At 67.8% G+C, this 14,636-nt stretch carries 21 protein-coding genes and 1 tRNA gene; 11 read left to right on the top strand and 11 right to left on the bottom strand.

What is annotated here, in order from left to right; translation table 11 throughout:
* Window positions 1–50: 50 nt before the first annotated feature.
* Window positions 51–884: a CPBP family intramembrane glutamic endopeptidase gene (locus HQQ88_RS04985; protein WP_173168838.1), complete on the bottom strand. Its 834-nt coding sequence runs from the start codon at window positions 882–884 to the stop codon at window positions 51–53.
* A gap of 122 nt (window positions 885–1,006) precedes the next feature.
* Here HQQ88_RS04985 and HQQ88_RS04980 point away from each other — a divergent pair, with 122 nt between their 5' ends.
* From HQQ88_RS04980 to HQQ88_RS04965, 4 genes are all read left to right on the top strand, one after another.
* Window positions 1,007–1,360 carry a metalloregulator ArsR/SmtB family transcription factor gene (locus HQQ88_RS04980; protein WP_173168837.1) on the top strand — a complete coding sequence of 118 codons (354 nt, stop codon included), beginning with the start codon at window positions 1,007–1,009 and terminating at the stop codon, window positions 1,358–1,360.
* Window positions 1,357–2,031 carry a cation transporter gene (locus HQQ88_RS04975; RefSeq protein WP_173168836.1) on the top strand — a complete coding sequence of 225 codons (675 nt, stop codon included), beginning with the start codon at window positions 1,357–1,359 and terminating at the stop codon, window positions 2,029–2,031. Before HQQ88_RS04980 ends, HQQ88_RS04975 begins: the two co-directional genes overlap by 4 nt.
* A 61-nt stretch (window positions 2,032–2,092) precedes the next feature.
* Window positions 2,093–3,196 (top strand): epoxide hydrolase, encoded by a 1,104-nt coding sequence (locus HQQ88_RS04970; RefSeq protein ID WP_173168835.1) that lies wholly within the window; start codon window positions 2,093–2,095, stop codon window positions 3,194–3,196.
* Window positions 3,197–3,209: 13 nt separating this feature from the next.
* Window positions 3,210–3,281 (top strand) — tRNA-Arg (locus tag HQQ88_RS04965).
* A gap of 135 nt (window positions 3,282–3,416) precedes the next feature.
* Here HQQ88_RS04965 and HQQ88_RS04960 read toward each other — a convergent pair.
* Together HQQ88_RS04960 and HQQ88_RS19395 are read right to left on the bottom strand one after the other, a co-directional pair.
* Window positions 3,417–4,628 (bottom strand): tyrosine-type recombinase/integrase, encoded by a 1,212-nt coding sequence (locus tag HQQ88_RS04960; RefSeq protein ID WP_173168834.1) that lies wholly within the window; start codon window positions 4,626–4,628, stop codon window positions 3,417–3,419.
* A complete protein-coding gene (locus HQQ88_RS19395) occupies window positions 4,628–4,822 on the bottom strand; it encodes a helix-turn-helix domain-containing protein (RefSeq protein ID WP_173168833.1) in 195 nt (64 codons plus the stop codon). Before HQQ88_RS19395 ends, HQQ88_RS04960 begins: the two co-directional genes overlap by 1 nt.
* A gap of 176 nt (window positions 4,823–4,998) precedes the next feature.
* Here HQQ88_RS19395 and HQQ88_RS04950 point away from each other — a divergent pair, with 176 nt between their 5' ends.
* Window positions 4,999–5,418 carry a hypothetical protein gene (locus HQQ88_RS04950; RefSeq protein WP_173168832.1) on the top strand — a complete coding sequence of 140 codons (420 nt, stop codon included), beginning with the start codon at window positions 4,999–5,001 and terminating at the stop codon, window positions 5,416–5,418.
* A gap of 4 nt (window positions 5,419–5,422) precedes the next feature.
* On the opposite strand, the gene HQQ88_RS04945 is transcribed toward HQQ88_RS04950, so the two are convergent.
* Both HQQ88_RS04945 and HQQ88_RS04940 read right to left on the bottom strand, forming a co-directional pair.
* Window positions 5,423–5,989, bottom strand: coding sequence for a hypothetical protein (locus tag HQQ88_RS04945; RefSeq protein WP_173168831.1), 567 nt, complete (start codon window positions 5,987–5,989; stop codon window positions 5,423–5,425).
* Window positions 5,990–6,110: 121 nt separating this feature from the next.
* Window positions 6,111–6,410: a hypothetical protein gene (locus tag HQQ88_RS04940; RefSeq protein ID WP_173168830.1), complete on the bottom strand. Its 300-nt coding sequence runs from the start codon at window positions 6,408–6,410 to the stop codon at window positions 6,111–6,113.
* 285 nt (window positions 6,411–6,695) lie between these two features.
* Here HQQ88_RS04940 and HQQ88_RS04935 point away from each other — a divergent pair, with 285 nt between their 5' ends.
* Window positions 6,696–8,465, top strand: a complete 1,770-nt coding sequence (locus HQQ88_RS04935) for a hypothetical protein (protein ID WP_173168829.1) — start codon at window positions 6,696–6,698, stop codon at window positions 8,463–8,465.
* 218 nt (window positions 8,466–8,683) lie between these two features.
* On the opposite strand, the gene HQQ88_RS04930 is transcribed toward HQQ88_RS04935, so the two are convergent.
* Window positions 8,684–8,875 carry a hypothetical protein gene (locus tag HQQ88_RS04930; RefSeq protein ID WP_173168828.1) on the bottom strand — a complete coding sequence of 64 codons (192 nt, stop codon included), beginning with the start codon at window positions 8,873–8,875 and terminating at the stop codon, window positions 8,684–8,686.
* A 29-nt stretch (window positions 8,876–8,904) separates the two neighbouring features.
* A complete protein-coding gene (locus tag HQQ88_RS04925; RefSeq protein ID WP_173168827.1) occupies window positions 8,905–9,309 on the bottom strand; it encodes a hypothetical protein in 405 nt (134 codons plus the stop codon).
* Window positions 9,310–9,497: 188 nt separating this feature from the next.
* Between HQQ88_RS04925 and HQQ88_RS04920 the strand changes: the two genes are divergently transcribed.
* The 3 genes from HQQ88_RS04920 (at window position 9,498) to HQQ88_RS19810 (ending at window position 10,157) form a co-directional block, all read left to right on the top strand.
* Window positions 9,498–9,668 carry a hypothetical protein gene (locus HQQ88_RS04920; protein WP_173168826.1) on the top strand — a complete coding sequence of 57 codons (171 nt, stop codon included), beginning with the start codon at window positions 9,498–9,500 and terminating at the stop codon, window positions 9,666–9,668.
* A 3-nt stretch (window positions 9,669–9,671) separates the two neighbouring features.
* Complete coding sequence (locus tag HQQ88_RS04915; RefSeq protein WP_173168825.1) at window positions 9,672–9,842, top strand: hypothetical protein; 171 nt, start codon at window positions 9,672–9,674, stop codon at window positions 9,840–9,842.
* A gap of 180 nt (window positions 9,843–10,022) precedes the next feature.
* Window positions 10,023–10,157 (top strand): hypothetical protein, encoded by a 135-nt coding sequence (locus HQQ88_RS19810; protein ID WP_301952672.1) that lies wholly within the window; start codon window positions 10,023–10,025, stop codon window positions 10,155–10,157.
* A gap of 50 nt (window positions 10,158–10,207) precedes the next feature.
* Here HQQ88_RS19810 and HQQ88_RS04910 read toward each other — a convergent pair whose 3' ends face one another.
* Window positions 10,208–10,363 (bottom strand): hypothetical protein, encoded by a 156-nt coding sequence (locus HQQ88_RS04910; protein WP_173168824.1) that lies wholly within the window; start codon window positions 10,361–10,363, stop codon window positions 10,208–10,210.
* Window positions 10,364–10,518: 155 nt separating this feature from the next.
* On the opposite strand from HQQ88_RS04910, the gene HQQ88_RS19805 reads away from it, so the two are divergent.
* A complete protein-coding gene (locus HQQ88_RS19805; protein ID WP_301952671.1) occupies window positions 10,519–10,653 on the top strand; it encodes a hypothetical protein in 135 nt (44 codons plus the stop codon).
* 1,824 nt (window positions 10,654–12,477) lie between these two features.
* Window positions 12,478–13,005 carry a hypothetical protein gene (locus tag HQQ88_RS04905; RefSeq protein ID WP_173168823.1) on the top strand — a complete coding sequence of 176 codons (528 nt, stop codon included), beginning with the start codon at window positions 12,478–12,480 and terminating at the stop codon, window positions 13,003–13,005.
* Window positions 13,006–13,050: 45 nt separating this feature from the next.
* Here HQQ88_RS04905 and HQQ88_RS04900 read toward each other — a convergent pair whose 3' ends face one another.
* From HQQ88_RS04900 to HQQ88_RS04890, 3 genes are all read right to left on the bottom strand, one after another.
* Window positions 13,051–13,593 (bottom strand): hypothetical protein, encoded by a 543-nt coding sequence (locus tag HQQ88_RS04900; RefSeq protein ID WP_173168822.1) that lies wholly within the window; start codon window positions 13,591–13,593, stop codon window positions 13,051–13,053.
* A gap of 62 nt (window positions 13,594–13,655) precedes the next feature.
* On the bottom strand, window positions 13,656–14,126 hold the full coding sequence (locus HQQ88_RS04895) for an HD domain-containing protein (RefSeq protein ID WP_173168821.1): 471 nt from the start codon (window positions 14,124–14,126) through the stop codon (window positions 13,656–13,658).
* Entirely contained in the window at window positions 14,123–14,560 is a 438-nt protein-coding gene (locus HQQ88_RS04890) for a hypothetical protein (protein ID WP_173168820.1), read from the bottom strand. The genes HQQ88_RS04895 and HQQ88_RS04890 overlap by 4 nt, the downstream gene beginning before the upstream one ends.
* Window positions 14,561–14,636 lie beyond the last annotated feature (76 nt).

Below are 14,636 nucleotides of genomic sequence, written 5' to 3'. Positions count from 1 at the left end.
AGGCACGTGGCGGGGCCGCCACGGGCCTCCAGGCCGTCAGGTGGGTGCGTTCAGAGCGCGCGCTTGCGGCCCGGCAGGAGGAAGACCGCAACGATCCCGAAGGCGATGTAGACGAAGTTGAACAGCGACGCGAAGGTGACCAGCGCGGGCGATCCGCCGGTCACGACGGCGTGCGCATCGTTGATGCCGCCCGCCGCCATCAGGGTGGTGGGGTCGGTGAGGGCGTGCAGGAGCATCGGGACGATCAGCCACCGGCTCACCCGGAGCGCGAGGAACATCATCGCGCCGAAGCCCATCGCGTAGCCGACCGTCGCGAACACGAGCAGTGGGTTGCCGCCGCCGAGCAGGTTCTGCAGGTGGATCAATCCGAAGACGACCGACGACAGCACGTAGACCGCACGCTCGCTGTACCCGTGGTGTTCGAGCAGCTCGACCGTGAGACCACGGGTGAGGAGTTCTTCGGCGAACCCGACGCAGAGGCCGAAGAACAGGATCGCGAGGACGAGCGTGGGGGTGAAGCGGGACCAGTCGGTGCCGGCGAGCTTCATCACCGGCGGGACGACGGTGATGACGACCGCGATCCACATCCACCGCGGGGCGCTTGCCGTACGGCGGCGGAACAGGTGCGGCAGCCACCCGAGCGAGCGCGCGAACAGCAGCAGGAGCAGGCCCATCAGGCCGATCGGCAGGATCGAGGCCAAGAGCACGCTCATGGGGTCGCCGTACAGGTCGTCGAGGTCGATGAACGGCCGCACGAACAGGCCGATCAGCTGACTGATGCCGAGGTACACGAGCAGGTAGACGGCGGCGAGCAGGACCGAACGCCACCACCCGCCGCGTGCCCAGAAGCGTTGCCACGCGTTCGCGGTCGTCTGATCCGTCATGTGGTTCCTCTGTGGTGTGTGTGGCGCCTGGCAGGTGGCAGACGGTCCCAGCCTGCCGTATCCCGGGTCTGCCTGCCGGGGTGGGGCACTCGATACGTCAGCGTGTGCTGTATGGTCAGCGCATGCTGACCATGGTTCCGCGGCTCGACGTCATGCACCGGCTCGGCCGGGCGATGGCGGACCGGACGCGCTCCCGGATCCTGCTCGAGATGCTCGAAGCGCCGGTCTACCCGGGCCGGCTCGCGACCGACCTGGGGCTCACCCGTTCGAACGTCTCGAACCACCTCGCCTGCCTGCGCGGATGCGGCATCGTCGTCGCGGTGCCCGAGGGGCGCTCCACCCGCTACGAGATCGCCGACCCGCACCTCGGGGCTGCGATCCGCTCGCTCCTCGAGGTCGTGCTCGCCGTCGACGACGGTGAGGCGTGCACCGATGAGGACTGCGACGTCCCGCTCTGCTGCGGACCCGGCGCGTGACCGACGCGACCGTCCGGGCGGTTCCCGATCGCCGACGTGTGCTGCAGCGGCGGATCCGGTGGATCGTCGCCGCGACGATCACGTACAACGTCATCGAGGCGGTCATCGCGATCGCCGCCGGTTCGGTGGCATCGTCGACCGCCCTGATCGGCTTCGGACTCGACTCCGTCGTCGAGGTCCTGTCCGCCGCGGCGGTCGCGTGGCAGTTCGCCGGGCCGGACCCCGAGGCGCGGGAGCGCGTCGCGCTCAAGGTCATCGCGGTGTCGTTCTTCGCACTGGCGCTGTACGTCAGCGTCGACGCGGTGCTGACCCTGACCGGGGTGCGCGAGCCGGAGCACAGCACCGTCGGTATCGTGCTGGCGGCGGTCAGCCTGGCCGTGATGCCGTTCCTCAGCCTGGTCGAACGGCGGACCGGCAAGGAACTCGGTTCGGCGTCGGCGATCGCGGACTCCAAGCAGACCCTGGTGTGCAGCTACCTGTCCGCCGCGGTGCTGGTCGGGCTGCTCCTGAACACACTGTTCGGGTGGTCGTGGGCTGATCCGGTGGCTGGCCTGGTGGTCGTCGTGTTCGCGGTGCGCGAGGGACTCGAGGCCTGGCGCGGCGACGCGTGCAAGCAGCCGGTCGCCGCCCTGACCGGCGAGCGCGCGGCCGACGCCTGCGACTGCTGCTGACGCGGGCTCGGGTGCGGTGACCGCCGTCCACGTGTCGGTCCCGCTGAGTAGCGTCGCGGGCATGGGCGAGACACCGCAGATCGACGACGCGACCATCGAGGACCTCCGCGCACGACTGCGGGCCTCGCGCTGGCCGGACGCACCCGCCGGCACCGGATGGTCGCTCGGGGCGGACGTCGACGAGCTCCGGTCGCTCATCGAGTACTGGGCCGACGGCTTCGACTTCGACGCGCACCGGGCGGCGCTCGCCGCACTGCCCAGCCGACGGCTGACGATCGACGGCACCGGGATCCACGTGCTGCACGCCCGAGCGGGCACGCCCGATGCGCTGCCGCTCCTGCTCGCCCACGGCTGGCCGGACTCCGGGTGGCGGTACCGCAAGGTCCTGCCGATGCTCGTCGAAGCCGGGTTCGACGTGATCGTGCCGGACATGCCCGGGTACGGGTTCTCCGACGCCCCGCCGCAGCCCATCGACGCCCGCGCGGTCGCCGGCATGTGGGCCGAGCTGATGACCGAGCTGGGCTACGAGCGCTTCGCGGTCGCCGGCGGGGACATCGGCACGCACGTCGCCCGCTACCTCGCGCTCGACCACGCCGACCGGGTCGTCGCCGTGCACCGCATCGACGGCGGGCTCGCCTGGCCTGGCATCGACCTCGACACGTTGTCGCCGGAGGAACGCGGGTTCGTCGCCGCGACCGCCCGGTGGCGCGACGCCGAGGGTGCCTACGCGATGATGCACCGCACGAAGCCGCAGACCGTCGCGGTCGGCCTGAACGACTCACCCGCCGGACTCGCCGCGTGGATCGTCGAGAAGCTCCGGTCGTGGAGTGACTGCGACGGCGACCTGTGGTCCGTGTACACGCAGGACGAGGTGCTCGCGCTGCTGACCGAGTACTGGGCCACCGGCACGATCGGTTCCGCGATGCGGATGTACCGCGCGAACGCCGCCATCCCGCCGGAGCAGTCGGCCCGACGGGTCGAGGCGCCCTCCGGTTTCTCGCTGTTCCCCGGCGACCTGGTGGAGCCGCCGCGGGCGTGGCTCGAGCGGACGACGAACCTGGTGTCGTACCGGATGATGCCGCGCGGGGGACACTTCGCGCCGTTCGAGCAGCCGGCGCTGTACGTCGACGAGCTGACGACCTTCCTGGAGCCGTTCCGCCGCTAGAGTGGACGGGCCAGCCTCTGTAGCTCAATGGAAGAGCAGTTCCGTCCTAAGGAAACGGTTGGGGGTTCGAGTCCCTCCAGGGGCACAAACAAGCGGAAGTAAGGCGGTCCGCAGCCTCACGTGCCATCTAGGTCAACGTTTACTCAACGCTTATGACCACCGGTCGGGCACGGAAAAGCGCCTGCATCCACGTGGATGCAGGCGCTTTCATCGGGCGGGGTCAGTCGGTCGGCGTCTGAGACGGGGCGAGCGCCTGTAGGGCTGCTCGCGCATCAGCGGGTGCCTTCCTCATCTTCGGGAGGTAGAACTCTTCCGTCGTGGCCTCGCTCGCATGCCCCAGAAGGGCGGTAGCGGCAGCCACGCCACCTTCGTCTGCTGCCGCCCGTCCGGCCGTCCGGCGGAAAGTATGCGCCGTCACGCGCAGGAGGCCCACCCGCTCGCGCACCATACGAAGAGACGTACGCGCGCTCCGAGCACTCACCATCCCGCCGTCACGGTTCACGAGGAGGAAGCCTTCGGATGCGGCAGCCGAGGCAAGGCGTCTGAGAATCTCGACGACGAAGGCCGCTGCAAACACAGCGCGGGCCCCGTCTGGGCCGCTCTTCGTATGAGCCTGAAGGAACGGCTGCCCGTACGCCGGGGTGATGACGGCACGCCGAACGTGTACGAGGACTCCGTCTGGGTGCTCCCACTCGATGTCGCCGGCCCGCAGCGCAATCGCTTCGGAGATACGGAGCCCGAGCCCCAGCATCAGCTCGACCATGTCGGGTACGAAAGACCGCTGCCGCATCCCGTGGAGACCCTCCCGCAGCGCTTCGAGGTCCGCCGACCCGAGCCATCGCTCTTCGTCGCCGCGTGGGTCGGTCTCGGGTTGCTCGTTGCTGAGGGGCTTCACGTCGCGGACCGGGTTTGAGTCACGCCACTGCCACGCCACCGCAGCGTTGAGCATCTGATTGAGCAACGTGCGAGCGTGCTCTGCTTGTACCCGGCGAATCTGGCGTTCTTCGTGCAGCCAGCTGGCGAGCACGTCGGCGCGCACGTCCCGCACCGGTGTTTCCCCGAGCTTGGGCAGAATCAGTCGGTCGATGACATCGCGGTAAGCCAGACGCGTGTTTTCGGCGAGGCGCCCTGCGGTCTTCATCGCCCACCACTTCTCTACGAGTTCGGCCATCGTGGGGCCGCTCGGCTCGGTGGGGTTCTGCTCCAGCTCCGCTCTGAGCGTGGCGAGCTTCGCCTGCAGGGCTCGTCGAGCGGCGCCCGCGGTTGCACCTCGCGCTTCGACGAGCCGGGAGGGGCCCGCAGCGACACCGAGACGGGTTTTCGCGACGACATACTTCTTCTGCACAAGCTGCCCGTCGTGGCCGCGTACGGCGGCCACTTCGGTGGTGCTGATTGAGCCGTGCTGTCCAGTGGGGAGCTTCTGTCGCCCCATCAGGCGACCCGAACAGCGTCAAGCCACGCGAGGATGACGGCCTGGTCGTAGCGCACACGGCCGCCGACTTTGAAGTAGGACGGGCCGATTCCGGCGGAGCGCCAGTTGGCGAGCGTCTTCGGGCTTACACCGAGGAGGGCGGCGACATCGACATCGGAGACGAGGTCCGGGAAAGGGAGCGCTGTAGCGGGCACGGCGGTGGTTTTCTGTGTGAGGTGTCCCGGCCACCAGGTGGCTACCGGAGCACGCGCTCGCGTGCTCTCCTCCTATGCGCGGATGCGCGCCCCAGCGGGAGGTTCCGGGAAGTACTGAGAAAGCCCCGGTCAGGCCTGCTTTCAATCGCTCCGTCTTACCCGCGCATACCTGCACCGTGCCGTTGCTGCGGTTCACCCTTCCTTCTGGCCCTGATTGGGCTTTCTTCTGTCTGGGCGGCCAGGCGCTGCCGGCTGCTGTGCTGGCGCACGTTTTCCCAGCGCTCACCGCCACCACTCTTGCTGCTGCGGTCACATCCGCGTGTCAGGCAGCGGAGCGCCGATACTGGATGCAAGTGCGCGGCCGCACACCGGAGGCGTTGATGACCGTGGCGGAGCGGGCCGCGTACTACGCGCCCCGGCACACACCGGTCGCAGTCTCCTTCTGGCGCCCTCGGCTTCCCACGCTGTACCTGCTGGATACGCAACTGCCGGCGGGAGTCGCTCCCGACGGCAACGTGGAGGTCATACGCGCCGCGGCCACGGTCCTGACGCTGTTCCGGCTCCTGTGTGAGAGCGGCGTGGTGGATTTTCCGTAGCCGCTCACTCCCGGCTGAGTAGCTCCGCCGCCGCCTGATACGCCGCATCCCCACCAGCACTCACCATTTCGACCACTTCCACCGCCCGCTCATGCTTCCGTGCCGCTTCCGTGAACGCCTCGGGGACCGCTTCAGCGGCGCCGCGGATGGCGGCACGGAGATGGGCGTCGGCGGGGCTGTGAGCGTCGCTGATGCGGGATTCGAGGAGGGCGAGAACCGTCCGTGTCGCGCGGGTCACGCTGCCGATTTCGCCGGCTACGAGTGCCGGGCCGCGGTCACCCCAGTGCTCGATGAAGCCCCCGGTGATGATGAGGGCACGGGGTATCCGTAGGGGCTCGACGGTCTCGAGGAGAAGATGGGCCGCTTGAGGTTCGGCGTCGGTCAGGGCATCCCACATCGGCCCGTAGAGCTCGAGGTCTACGTAGCAGAGGAGTCGGAACAGAGGCGGTGCGACGGCGGTTTGATATTCGGGGCTTTCCTGCCACCGACGGAGAATTCCGGCTTGCACCCAGCGCCGGTGCTCACTGACACGGCGCGCCGAGCGATCTTTCTCACTCCATTTGAGGTCCACGGGATGAGGTATGCGCGGAGGCCGTGGGTGCGGGCTCGGCTGCCGGCGCGATGCCGGGGCCTTTTACGTGTCCCCCGGAGCCAGCGGGATCTCGCTTGAGCTCAACCAGTCTCGTACCCCGTTACCCGAGCGCGATGAGGCCGATGACCCACGCGAGAATCGGCCAGATGATGACGATGACGATGACGATGACGATGACGATGACGATGACGATGACGATGACGATGACGATGACGATGACGATGACGACGACGACGACGACGACGACGACGACGAGGACGAGGACGACGGCGACTACCGCTGCCCCGAGCGCTGACACAGCGGTAGCGGAGATGGACAGGAGGCCGCAGAGGCCGGCCGCGCGCTTGGCGTCGTTGTCGGCTGCGACGGTGATCGTCGCGGACGCGAACAAGTCGCGCATCGGGTCGGTGTCCAGCGCCTCAGCGTGCGTCCATGGCCGGCGTGAGCATCGGCCGGACAGCGGACATGTGAAAGGCCTGAATCGGTAACATCCACGGCAACACTCCGGGGGCTTTTCTGCTGACCGCCATCGCCCTATTCCTTTGCGCCACGGTCAACCAGGTCCACGCTGTCTGCGTCGTTGGCCGCCTCGTCCACGAGCAGGAGACGGGCCCGCGGGCTCCGTGGTGACGAGATTCGAGGACGCACGGGGCGCGTCGGTCGCACTCAGTACGCTCAAGGGGACGTGAAGGGGGCTGGTGTGGCTGGACAGAACGTGCCGTTTGAGACGATGGGGCAGCCGGAGTTCGACCGTGTGGTTGAAGCGCTCCTCGTGGCGGAGTTCACCGGCGGTGGGTTCACCGCTCAAGCCCTCGACGGCCGCGGCGGTGACGGAGGTGTCGACGTCGGCGTCTGGGACCCGCAGGGGAAGGTCGTGCGGATCTTCCAGCTGAAGTACTTCCCCGAGGGCTTCTCCGGAATGTGGGGTCGGCGGAAGCAGCAGGTGAAGGAGTCCTTCGACACAGCGTGGAAGAACCACAAGCCTTCACGGTGGACGCTCGTCATCCCGAGGAACCCGACGCGTGAGGAGCGGGAGTACGTCCTGGGCCTCGGCGCGGACCACGACGTTCGAGTGGACATCCTGGGCCGCGCCGAACTCGACGGTCTGTTCGGGAAGCATCCGCACCTGTTGGACTACTTCGCGAAGGACCGTGCGGTGGAGCTTCTCACGGCAGTGCACAAGCCTGAGGAGGCGCTGGCTCACCGGAAGGACATCGGCGTTGTTCTTGACCGGGTGCAGAAGCAGCTGGAGGCGCAGAGCCCGCACTGGATGTGGTCGGTCGGTATCGACGCTCGTGGCCGCCAGTATCAGCATCTTGTTGCCCGACATCCGGGCGCACACCTCGCGGAACCGTTGACGACGACGATGACCGCGACGTTTGCTGAGGGGGATGAGGACCTCCGTCGCCAGTTCGATGAGGCGATGCGTTTCGGAGTCGCTGACACCATCGTCCTCCCCGCGCGCATCGTCCCGTCGGTCGGGTTCAGCGGCGCCCCGTGGTTCGACGGTGAGGAGCAAGTGTCCGAGGTGCACCTGATGCCGTCGAACGCCGGCGCAGGAGCGAAGGTCACCCTCATCGCAGAGGACAACAACCAGCGGCGCCTCGGGTCTGTGAACGGCAAGGTGAAGCGGTTCGCCCGCGGTTCGGAGGGCAGTCAGCTCGTCGCCGACATCGACGGCGGGCTCACTGCTCACTGGGTTATCCCGGACAGCGAGGACACCCCACCGCAAGACGTGACGTTTGAGACCAGCAACGGCGGGGTACCCGCCCGCGATGTGCGCCGGCTGACGAAGTTCATGAGCCTCATCGACGAGGCGGACCTGGTCACCATCCGTGTGAACGACCGGGACTTCGCGGCGTTCCGGCTCGGCGCCGGTGACCGTCACGCTCCCGACCCGGCGTTCATCGCGTTCCTCGACGACCTCGCCGCCATAGAGAACGAACTCGACGTCGCGTTCACGTTCCCGGCAGACGGCGTCTCCGTCACGGACCGGCTGTGGGCGGCGACGCTTCGCCAGATGTTGCGCGGATTCGCCGTGCCGATGCCCCGCGTCGACGGGTACAACATCACCCTCAGCGGCAAGTACGACGACACCCTGCTCAAGCAGCTCCGCGGCGATGGTCTCTCCCTGCTGTCCGTTCGGAAGCAGTTCGTCGCGACCGTCCTCGGTGAGGAGATCGTTCTCGACGACGTCTTCATCCACCAGGGCCGCGGGTTCGCCGAGAACGGCGTCGAGCACGCTGACGCCCTCGAAGCGGGCAACGGCAAGGGGCGCACAGTGCACATCGTCGGGCAGGGCAACCAGCCGTGGACCATCTACCAGCCTGCACGCCTGCGGGATGAGAACGCACCCGTGCCGGTGCGTGGCTGGGAAGCGGCCGGACTCGACGAGCATCCTGGGCTGGCGCCGATGCTCGCCGCGCGCCCCGACGCCAGCCCGATGCTCGCTTAAACACCCTACGGTCCGCAGGAGCGCACTTGCGGACCGGGATTGCGTCCGATGCCCTGGTGTGCAGTCCATCCCAGGCGTGCACGAACCGTGGCCGGACGGCTGGGCGCAGTTCGATGACGTCGCCTACTTGCTGCTTCTCGGTGAAACGTCCGGTGTGGTGACGCGGGTGGTCATGCTCGTTGAACGTCAAGGCCTACTTATGTGCGGTGGTACGGCCCTCAGTCGTCGTCGTCGTCCCATCCGACGGCGTTCGCTTCGAACTGCCGTGCGGCTTCGTCCACCTCTGCCTTGTGCTTCGCGTCGAGCTTGGCGTAGTCCGCTTCGAACTGGTCCTCGTCGAACCCGCCGTCCATCGACATGGTCATGTCGCTGACGAGTGTGTCCTGTTCGTTCTTGCTCAGTTTCGCCATGGCGTGCTTCCCCTCCAGATGATGTTCGCTCAGCCTAGAGGGGCAGCCGGCGGTCCGGTCAGGCGGCGACGGGGACCTTTTCGCGGTGATGCGCTTCCGAGCGGGAGCGCCGCGCTTCTTCCGGGCGGCAGGCTTTGTTCGGCGCGTTTGGCATCCTTCTCGGCCTGGATGTGGGCCTGGATGGCTGCACATTCGGCGGCTTCTGCCTTCTTCGCATCGCCGGTGGGTTCGACCATGTTCCGCCAGTTGTGGTCGGTGGTGAGCTGCTCGAACGCCGTGGCGGTGGTGTCGCCGGTCTTGGGGACGGCCTTCGGGCTGTGCTCGGCGTGTTTGACCCAGCCGAAGTTGTACGCGGCGTTCGCGCGGCCGACGTTGGTGGAGAGGCCGTTGAAGCGGAGCATGAGATAGCTGATGCTGTCGGCTTCGATTTCCATGTGTCCGCGGTGGCCGCCGTCGCCGACGTGGTAGTCGTCTCGTTCGGTGTGTCCAGCGTAGACGTGCGCGAGGACGCGGGCGCGGCTGCCAGCGTTGAGGCCCTTCTTGACGACGATGCGCTTCGACCCGTCTGTGGTGGTGTAGCCGAGGGCGGAGCGCGACGAAGTAGGGCGTCTACGACGGGTTGATGAAGAAGCCCGACGGGACGTGGGAAGGCATCGAGGTGAAGGGCGGCACGTCCGCGGATAAGGCGCAGGAGGCGTTCGACAGCGCCGTGTCCTACGACCACCCGGCCTACGCCACACTGAACGGCGAACGCATCAAGATCACGTCGGTCAACTACCAGCGAGTGAAGTAACGCATGATCATCCAAGAGACCAACAGCAGCATCAGCAGCATCCTCAAAGACACGTTCCGGCCGATGCCGGAGCAGCTGCGCCACATGCTGCGGTTGCTCGATGACGACGAGCGGTTCGCGTGGCGGATCTGGTGGTGCCCTGATGACGCCGACTGGACGTTTAACACAGAATAGGTCGAGGTCGAGGTCGAGGTCGAGGTCGAGGTCGAGTTCGACGGCTCCTACCTGCAAGCCGGCGGCACAGCCGAGAAGATCAGCGTCGAACTCCGCCGTCGTGAGGACGACGGGGAGTGCCGGTTCTACATCGTCGGTCGCGCCCACGACCTCCGCGAGCCGCTCACGGAGACCGTCGACGTGCAGGACGCTCATGAGTCCCGGCACCCCGCAGAAGTCTTCACAGCGGACGAAGCAGCGCCGATCTTCACCCACTACGTCAGCCACCAGACGATCCCCGACGGGTACACGCTCCGGCTCATTGACGACATGTGACGCCGCACCCGCACGCGAACACCTCGTCTCGCGGATGCGGTGCCCGCCGTTCAGCTCCCGTCTCGGACCTGCCCCCAGAACGCACGCTGCTCAGCCCAGAACAACGGGCGGTCCGCGCAGCGGCCGGCCGCGATGTTCTCCTCGATGATGGTGGCGAGGTCGGCTGCGATGCTGCGGGCCTGCGCGCCGAAGTCGTTGGTGCTCATGTCGGTAGTCCTTCCAGTAGGGGCCCACTTGCCCCACCGCCTACTATCGGCCGCAGCCCGCTCCGCCTCGCTGTCGCACAACTTCTGCCCCCGCTCCGCGCATAGATGCAGCGACGGACACAGCATTGAAACCGGAGGGGACCATGGGCCACAGCATGACCATCATCGACTTCACCGCCGCCGAAGCGGACCGCCTCCTCGCCGCAGGCGACCACCCGGCGGCAGCATCAAGTAGTGGTGCAAGCCGTCCTCATCGCGACGCGTCAGCAGCACGCTTCCATCGGGCGTAGCAGACGTGAACGCCGACGCCCGCTGCGTCACCGTCATCGCGTTCGGTTCGATGGAACCGGCACGCGTGAACTGCCACACCCGTGCGTCGTCGAGACCTGTCACCGCGCACCCCTCTTCGTCGTCAGCGCCCGGCCCGCATGGCCAGCACGCGTTGATGCGTTCTGACCGTGCAGATGCGGCGAAAAAGGCGACGTGCCATACCCCTCCATCGAATCTGTGACATGCCAATATCGCCCAAGCCGCCGGCCGCCGCGGCCCCGCCGCCTCACCCGATTCACCAGCCCCCTTCGTGCCTCAGTGTGTTCTCCGTGGTTCGCACCGTGCGGTGGGCGCCGCTGCTTCGTTCCTCAGTTCGCGGGCTCGCTCCTCGCAGGCTCGTCGTCTCGCGCATCGCGTCGCTTCGCTCCAAGCGATGCCCGTCATGCTCGTTGGTCTCGCATCCCGGCGGGGTCCTCCACGGTCGCTTCGCCACCGTCCCAGGAGTGTCCCCGTCGTGTTCGTCTCGTTGAACTCGTCGCACACGAGTCGCTCCCTCGGGGTCGCTCCGGTCACGTGCTGCTGTCGTCCCGTCTGCGTTACGTTCCCCCGGGTCGTGTCCGCCCCGCACCTCGCGTTGTCGAGACCTTCGTCACGGGTCGCATCGGACCTCGTGTCGTCGTCGTCTCGCCACCTCGGTGTGGTCAGCGCTCCGCGCGGTGCCTGGTCACGTCCGAAACGATGCCTCGCACCGTCACCGTCACGTCCCACGCACCGCCACCGTCACGCCACCCGCCCTCGCCGCGTTCACCGCACCGCCACCGTCCCGCCAACGCGACGCCCGACGTGCGCGCAGCGCTGCGACCGAGGAACGAGGGAGCACCGGGTGAGGAACGAACCCGGTCAGGACCTCAAGCCACCGCCCCACCCGGACACGTCACCCGTCACGACCGCCGCACCGCGTCCGTTCCGACACCGTCACGCCCACCGACCACGCGCAGCCGCCCCACCCGCCACGCGAGCCGACACCGCACGCCGCAGGCGCTCGCGACCGAGGAACGAGGGAGCGACCCCCAAACCCCCAACCACGACCACACCTGCACCCGTCCACACCCCACGTCACGCCGACGCAACGCACCCGTCCCGCCACCGCAACGCCCCACGCCCCGACCCGCCACCGCACCGCCACCCACACCGCCCACCGCACCGCAGACACTGACGACGCAGTCGGCAGAGCCCGAGCCCCAGCGAGGGCGCGAGCGAGGAACGAGCGAGCATCGTGAACGACCCGACGCCCGTCCCGTCGACGTTCACGACCACACCCGGGGGAGCGCAGCGGACCCGGGACAAGCCACCGCCCCGAACCACGCACCGCCACCGCACCAGACACCGCCCGCTGGGAGCGAAGCGGACAGCGGGACAAGCAGACATCACGCGGACGGAACGAACACGCACCGGCAACGCCGGGGACGCGCCAGCGGACCCGGACAGAGTCCGACCCGCGGCACGACCCGGCAGCCGTCACGTGAACGTCCCGCCCGCTCGCCCGTGACGAAGTCGCGGGCGGACGTCAGCATGTCCCGCCTGCAAGCTTCTGACCCCGGTCGATGTCTCACCGTTCGTCCAGTTCAGATCCGCACTGTCTCGTTCACCTTCATGGCTCACCACCATCACGTTGACCACTTCTGACCCGAGACATCTCACCTCTCCTTCCCCACCCGTTTCGGCCTGGAATTCTGCCGCCGGCTACCGCCGCACCCCGGGACGACCAGCGTCCCGGAAGTTCACGACGAAGTCGGGACACCGCGACCGCGGCGAACATGGATGCCGGCTGGCACTCTGGGGTCATGGGTCTGATGAGCAGGTGGCCGCTGTGGGCGGTGATGGTGGTCCTCGCCGTCGCGTTCGGTGGGTTCTGGTACCTGGCGACGTACGTGACGTTGCCCGCTGACGTTCCCGTCAGCATCCGCGTCGTCAGCAGCACCGTCACCGGCGCGATGTTCGGAGTGCTGTTCGGCCTCTACCTCGGCTGGCAACGGCGGGACATCGGACCCGCAGCGCAGAACCGTGCGTTCGGGCGAGCGGTTCGCCGCGGAGAACTGCCGGCGGACGCTGACCTTGACCAGTGGCGGCAAGCGCTCACGCACTACCAACAGCTGTACCGGCGGCAGCGATGGCTCGGCCCCGTCGTGTTCACCCTCGCGCTCGTGCTCGAGGTGACCCTCGCCGTCACCGGCCGACCGTTCTTCTGGATTGCCGCGGCGCTGTTCCTCGTCATGCTCGTCGTCACCCTCGTGCAGACACCGAAAGCGCTGCGGAACACCGCGGCGATGCTCGTAGAACTCGACCAACGTGAGGGTGAGACGACACTGTGACCAGCTACCCGCCGACTGACGCCGTCGGTGAGCTGCGGGTCACCGTCACCACCACGGTTCGTCGTTGACGTTCTGCCCCGCCGCAGCGGCGGCGACCACGTCTCGCAGGTGCGCCGCGTCGGAGCGCGTAGCGATGCGAAGCACCGTCGGAAGGGTGATGCTCTGCCCAACCCCTGCTTCCTCAAGCGCGCTCTTCGACGTGACGTGGAAATCCCACTGGGTCACATCGAGCGGTCGGTACTCGCCGTGCACCGTCGCGGTCTGCACGCAGAAGACGTAGACATGCGCGTTGAACTGCTTCCCTGCCGGGTCGTAGCCATGACGTGGGTGGTAGCGCGTCCCGCGGAGACCGGAGAACCCGATGCGGGACAGCTGCCGCTGCTCCCACGCCTGCAGGTACGCCGAGGACTTCACCTCGATGCGAACACCGTCGTCGAGCAGCAGGTCGTACGCATCCCATTTGACCCGGCGCACGTTGCCGAGACCGAGTGCTTGCGCGACGAGGAACTCCGCCAGGTACCCACGAGCGTTGTTCATCCGGAGGTCCCCGAGCGCGAACCGCCAGAAGTCGCCCACTGTCGCCGGCACCCCGGTGAACTCCTCGTCCCCAGTCAACGGCTCCGGCGACGGCGGAACCAGCCACTCACCGGTCACCGTTCGACCCCGAACTCGTCGAAGATGTCCGGCAGCGTCGTCCCGAGGAGGACCGCGGTCCGTTCGTACTTCCGCTGCAGCCGTGTCCGGGTGGCTTCGTCGGTGATGGTGGCGAGCCGGGTGGGGCCGGCGTTGTGGCTGACGTCGGCACGCTTCACCCGTGGGGCGATGGGGTCAGCGAGGACCCGGGCCATCGACTTCTCAAGCGGTTCCCCGCGACGCTTCGTCATCGCATCGACGGCGAGGACCTGCTCGACGGTGAACCCCATGGCGCGGAGCTCGGCGAGGGCGATGTCCGTGTCCTCGACGACATCGTGGAGGAACCCGACGACCTGCTCGTCGTCGGTGGTGAGCCGTTCCGCGACCGCGGTCGGATGCTCGATGTACGGCCGGCCGACCTTGTCCACCTGCCCGGCATGCGCCTTCGATGCCACCTCATGAGCAAGCCGCACCAGGTCAGACGTCATGGGCTCAGCGTGCCACGTCCCGCCGACTCGGCGCCGACGACGCCGGACACTTTCGTCCCGTTGCCGTCCGGCCACCATGCGGACACCTCCTGCTCCCTGCCGTCCGCTGGTGTCCGCTCGAACGCTGCGACGACCTGCTCCGCCTGCCGCCTGGTCGGGGTGATGGCCGTGATGAGAGTGCGGCCGAGGTCGAGTTGTTCCATGTCCGGATGGTCAGCAGTGAGTCGCGCCGCGGTGGTGAGTGCGGCGTCCGATGTCCCGAACAGTCCGGTCACCCCAGCGGACATCGTCCATTTCGTTCGGGTGCCGACGTACACCCATGTGGACGCCGACTCGTCGAAGTGCGCCCGCAACCATGTGGCGGCGGTCATGACCGCCGAAGGGGACCGGACACGGATCGTCGTCGACGTCGCTTCCCGTTGCGCGACGGACACCCCGGGAAGGGTCGCAGCCTCGGTCACGACCCGGTACCCGTCCGCGTCGCTGAGTCTCGGCGACTCCGACGCGGAC

Source organism: Curtobacterium sp. VKM Ac-2861 (genome assembly GCF_013204965.1).
Taxonomy (GTDB): Bacteria; Actinomycetota; Actinomycetes; order Actinomycetales; family Microbacteriaceae; genus Curtobacterium.
Note: the sequence above shows the minus strand (reverse complement) of the source record. Positions and strands in the feature narration are given on the sequence as shown.

What these genes read in the sequence shown, in the direction of transcription:
- HQQ88_RS04905 (WP_173168823.1), top strand. Translation starts at nt 12,478, where the DNA reads ATGGGTCTGATGAGCAGGTGGCCGCTGTGGGCGGTGATGGTGGTCCTC.
- HQQ88_RS04970 (WP_173168835.1), top strand. Translation starts at nt 2,093, where the DNA reads ATGGGCGAGACACCGCAGATCGACGACGCGACCATCGAGGACCTCCGC.
- HQQ88_RS04895 (WP_173168821.1), bottom strand. Translation starts at nt 14,126, where the DNA reads ATGACGTCTGACCTGGTGCGGCTTGCTCATGAGGTGGCATCGAAGGCG.
- HQQ88_RS04910 (WP_173168824.1), bottom strand. Translation starts at nt 10,363, where the DNA reads ATGAGCACCAACGACTTCGGCGCGCAGGCCCGCAGCATCGCAGCCGAC.
- HQQ88_RS04980 (WP_173168837.1), top strand. Translation starts at nt 1,007, where the DNA reads ATGCTGACCATGGTTCCGCGGCTCGACGTCATGCACCGGCTCGGCCGG.
- HQQ88_RS04940 (WP_173168830.1), bottom strand. Translation starts at nt 6,410, where the DNA reads ATGCGCGACTTGTTCGCGTCCGCGACGATCACCGTCGCAGCCGACAAC.
- HQQ88_RS19805 (WP_301952671.1), top strand. Translation starts at nt 10,519, where the DNA reads ATGACCATCATCGACTTCACCGCCGCCGAAGCGGACCGCCTCCTCGCC.
- HQQ88_RS04925 (WP_173168827.1), bottom strand. Translation starts at nt 9,309, where the DNA reads ATGGAAATCGAAGCCGACAGCATCAGCTATCTCATGCTCCGCTTCAAC.
- HQQ88_RS04930 (WP_173168828.1), bottom strand. Translation starts at nt 8,875, where the DNA reads ATGGCGAAACTGAGCAAGAACGAACAGGACACACTCGTCAGCGACATG.
- HQQ88_RS04920 (WP_173168826.1), top strand. Translation starts at nt 9,498, where the DNA reads ATGAAGAAGCCCGACGGGACGTGGGAAGGCATCGAGGTGAAGGGCGGC.
- HQQ88_RS04960 (WP_173168834.1), bottom strand. Translation starts at nt 4,628, where the DNA reads ATGGGGCGACAGAAGCTCCCCACTGGACAGCACGGCTCAATCAGCACC.
- HQQ88_RS04985 (WP_173168838.1), bottom strand. Translation starts at nt 884, where the DNA reads ATGACGGATCAGACGACCGCGAACGCGTGGCAACGCTTCTGGGCACGC.
- HQQ88_RS04915 (WP_173168825.1), top strand. Translation starts at nt 9,672, where the DNA reads ATGATCATCCAAGAGACCAACAGCAGCATCAGCAGCATCCTCAAAGAC.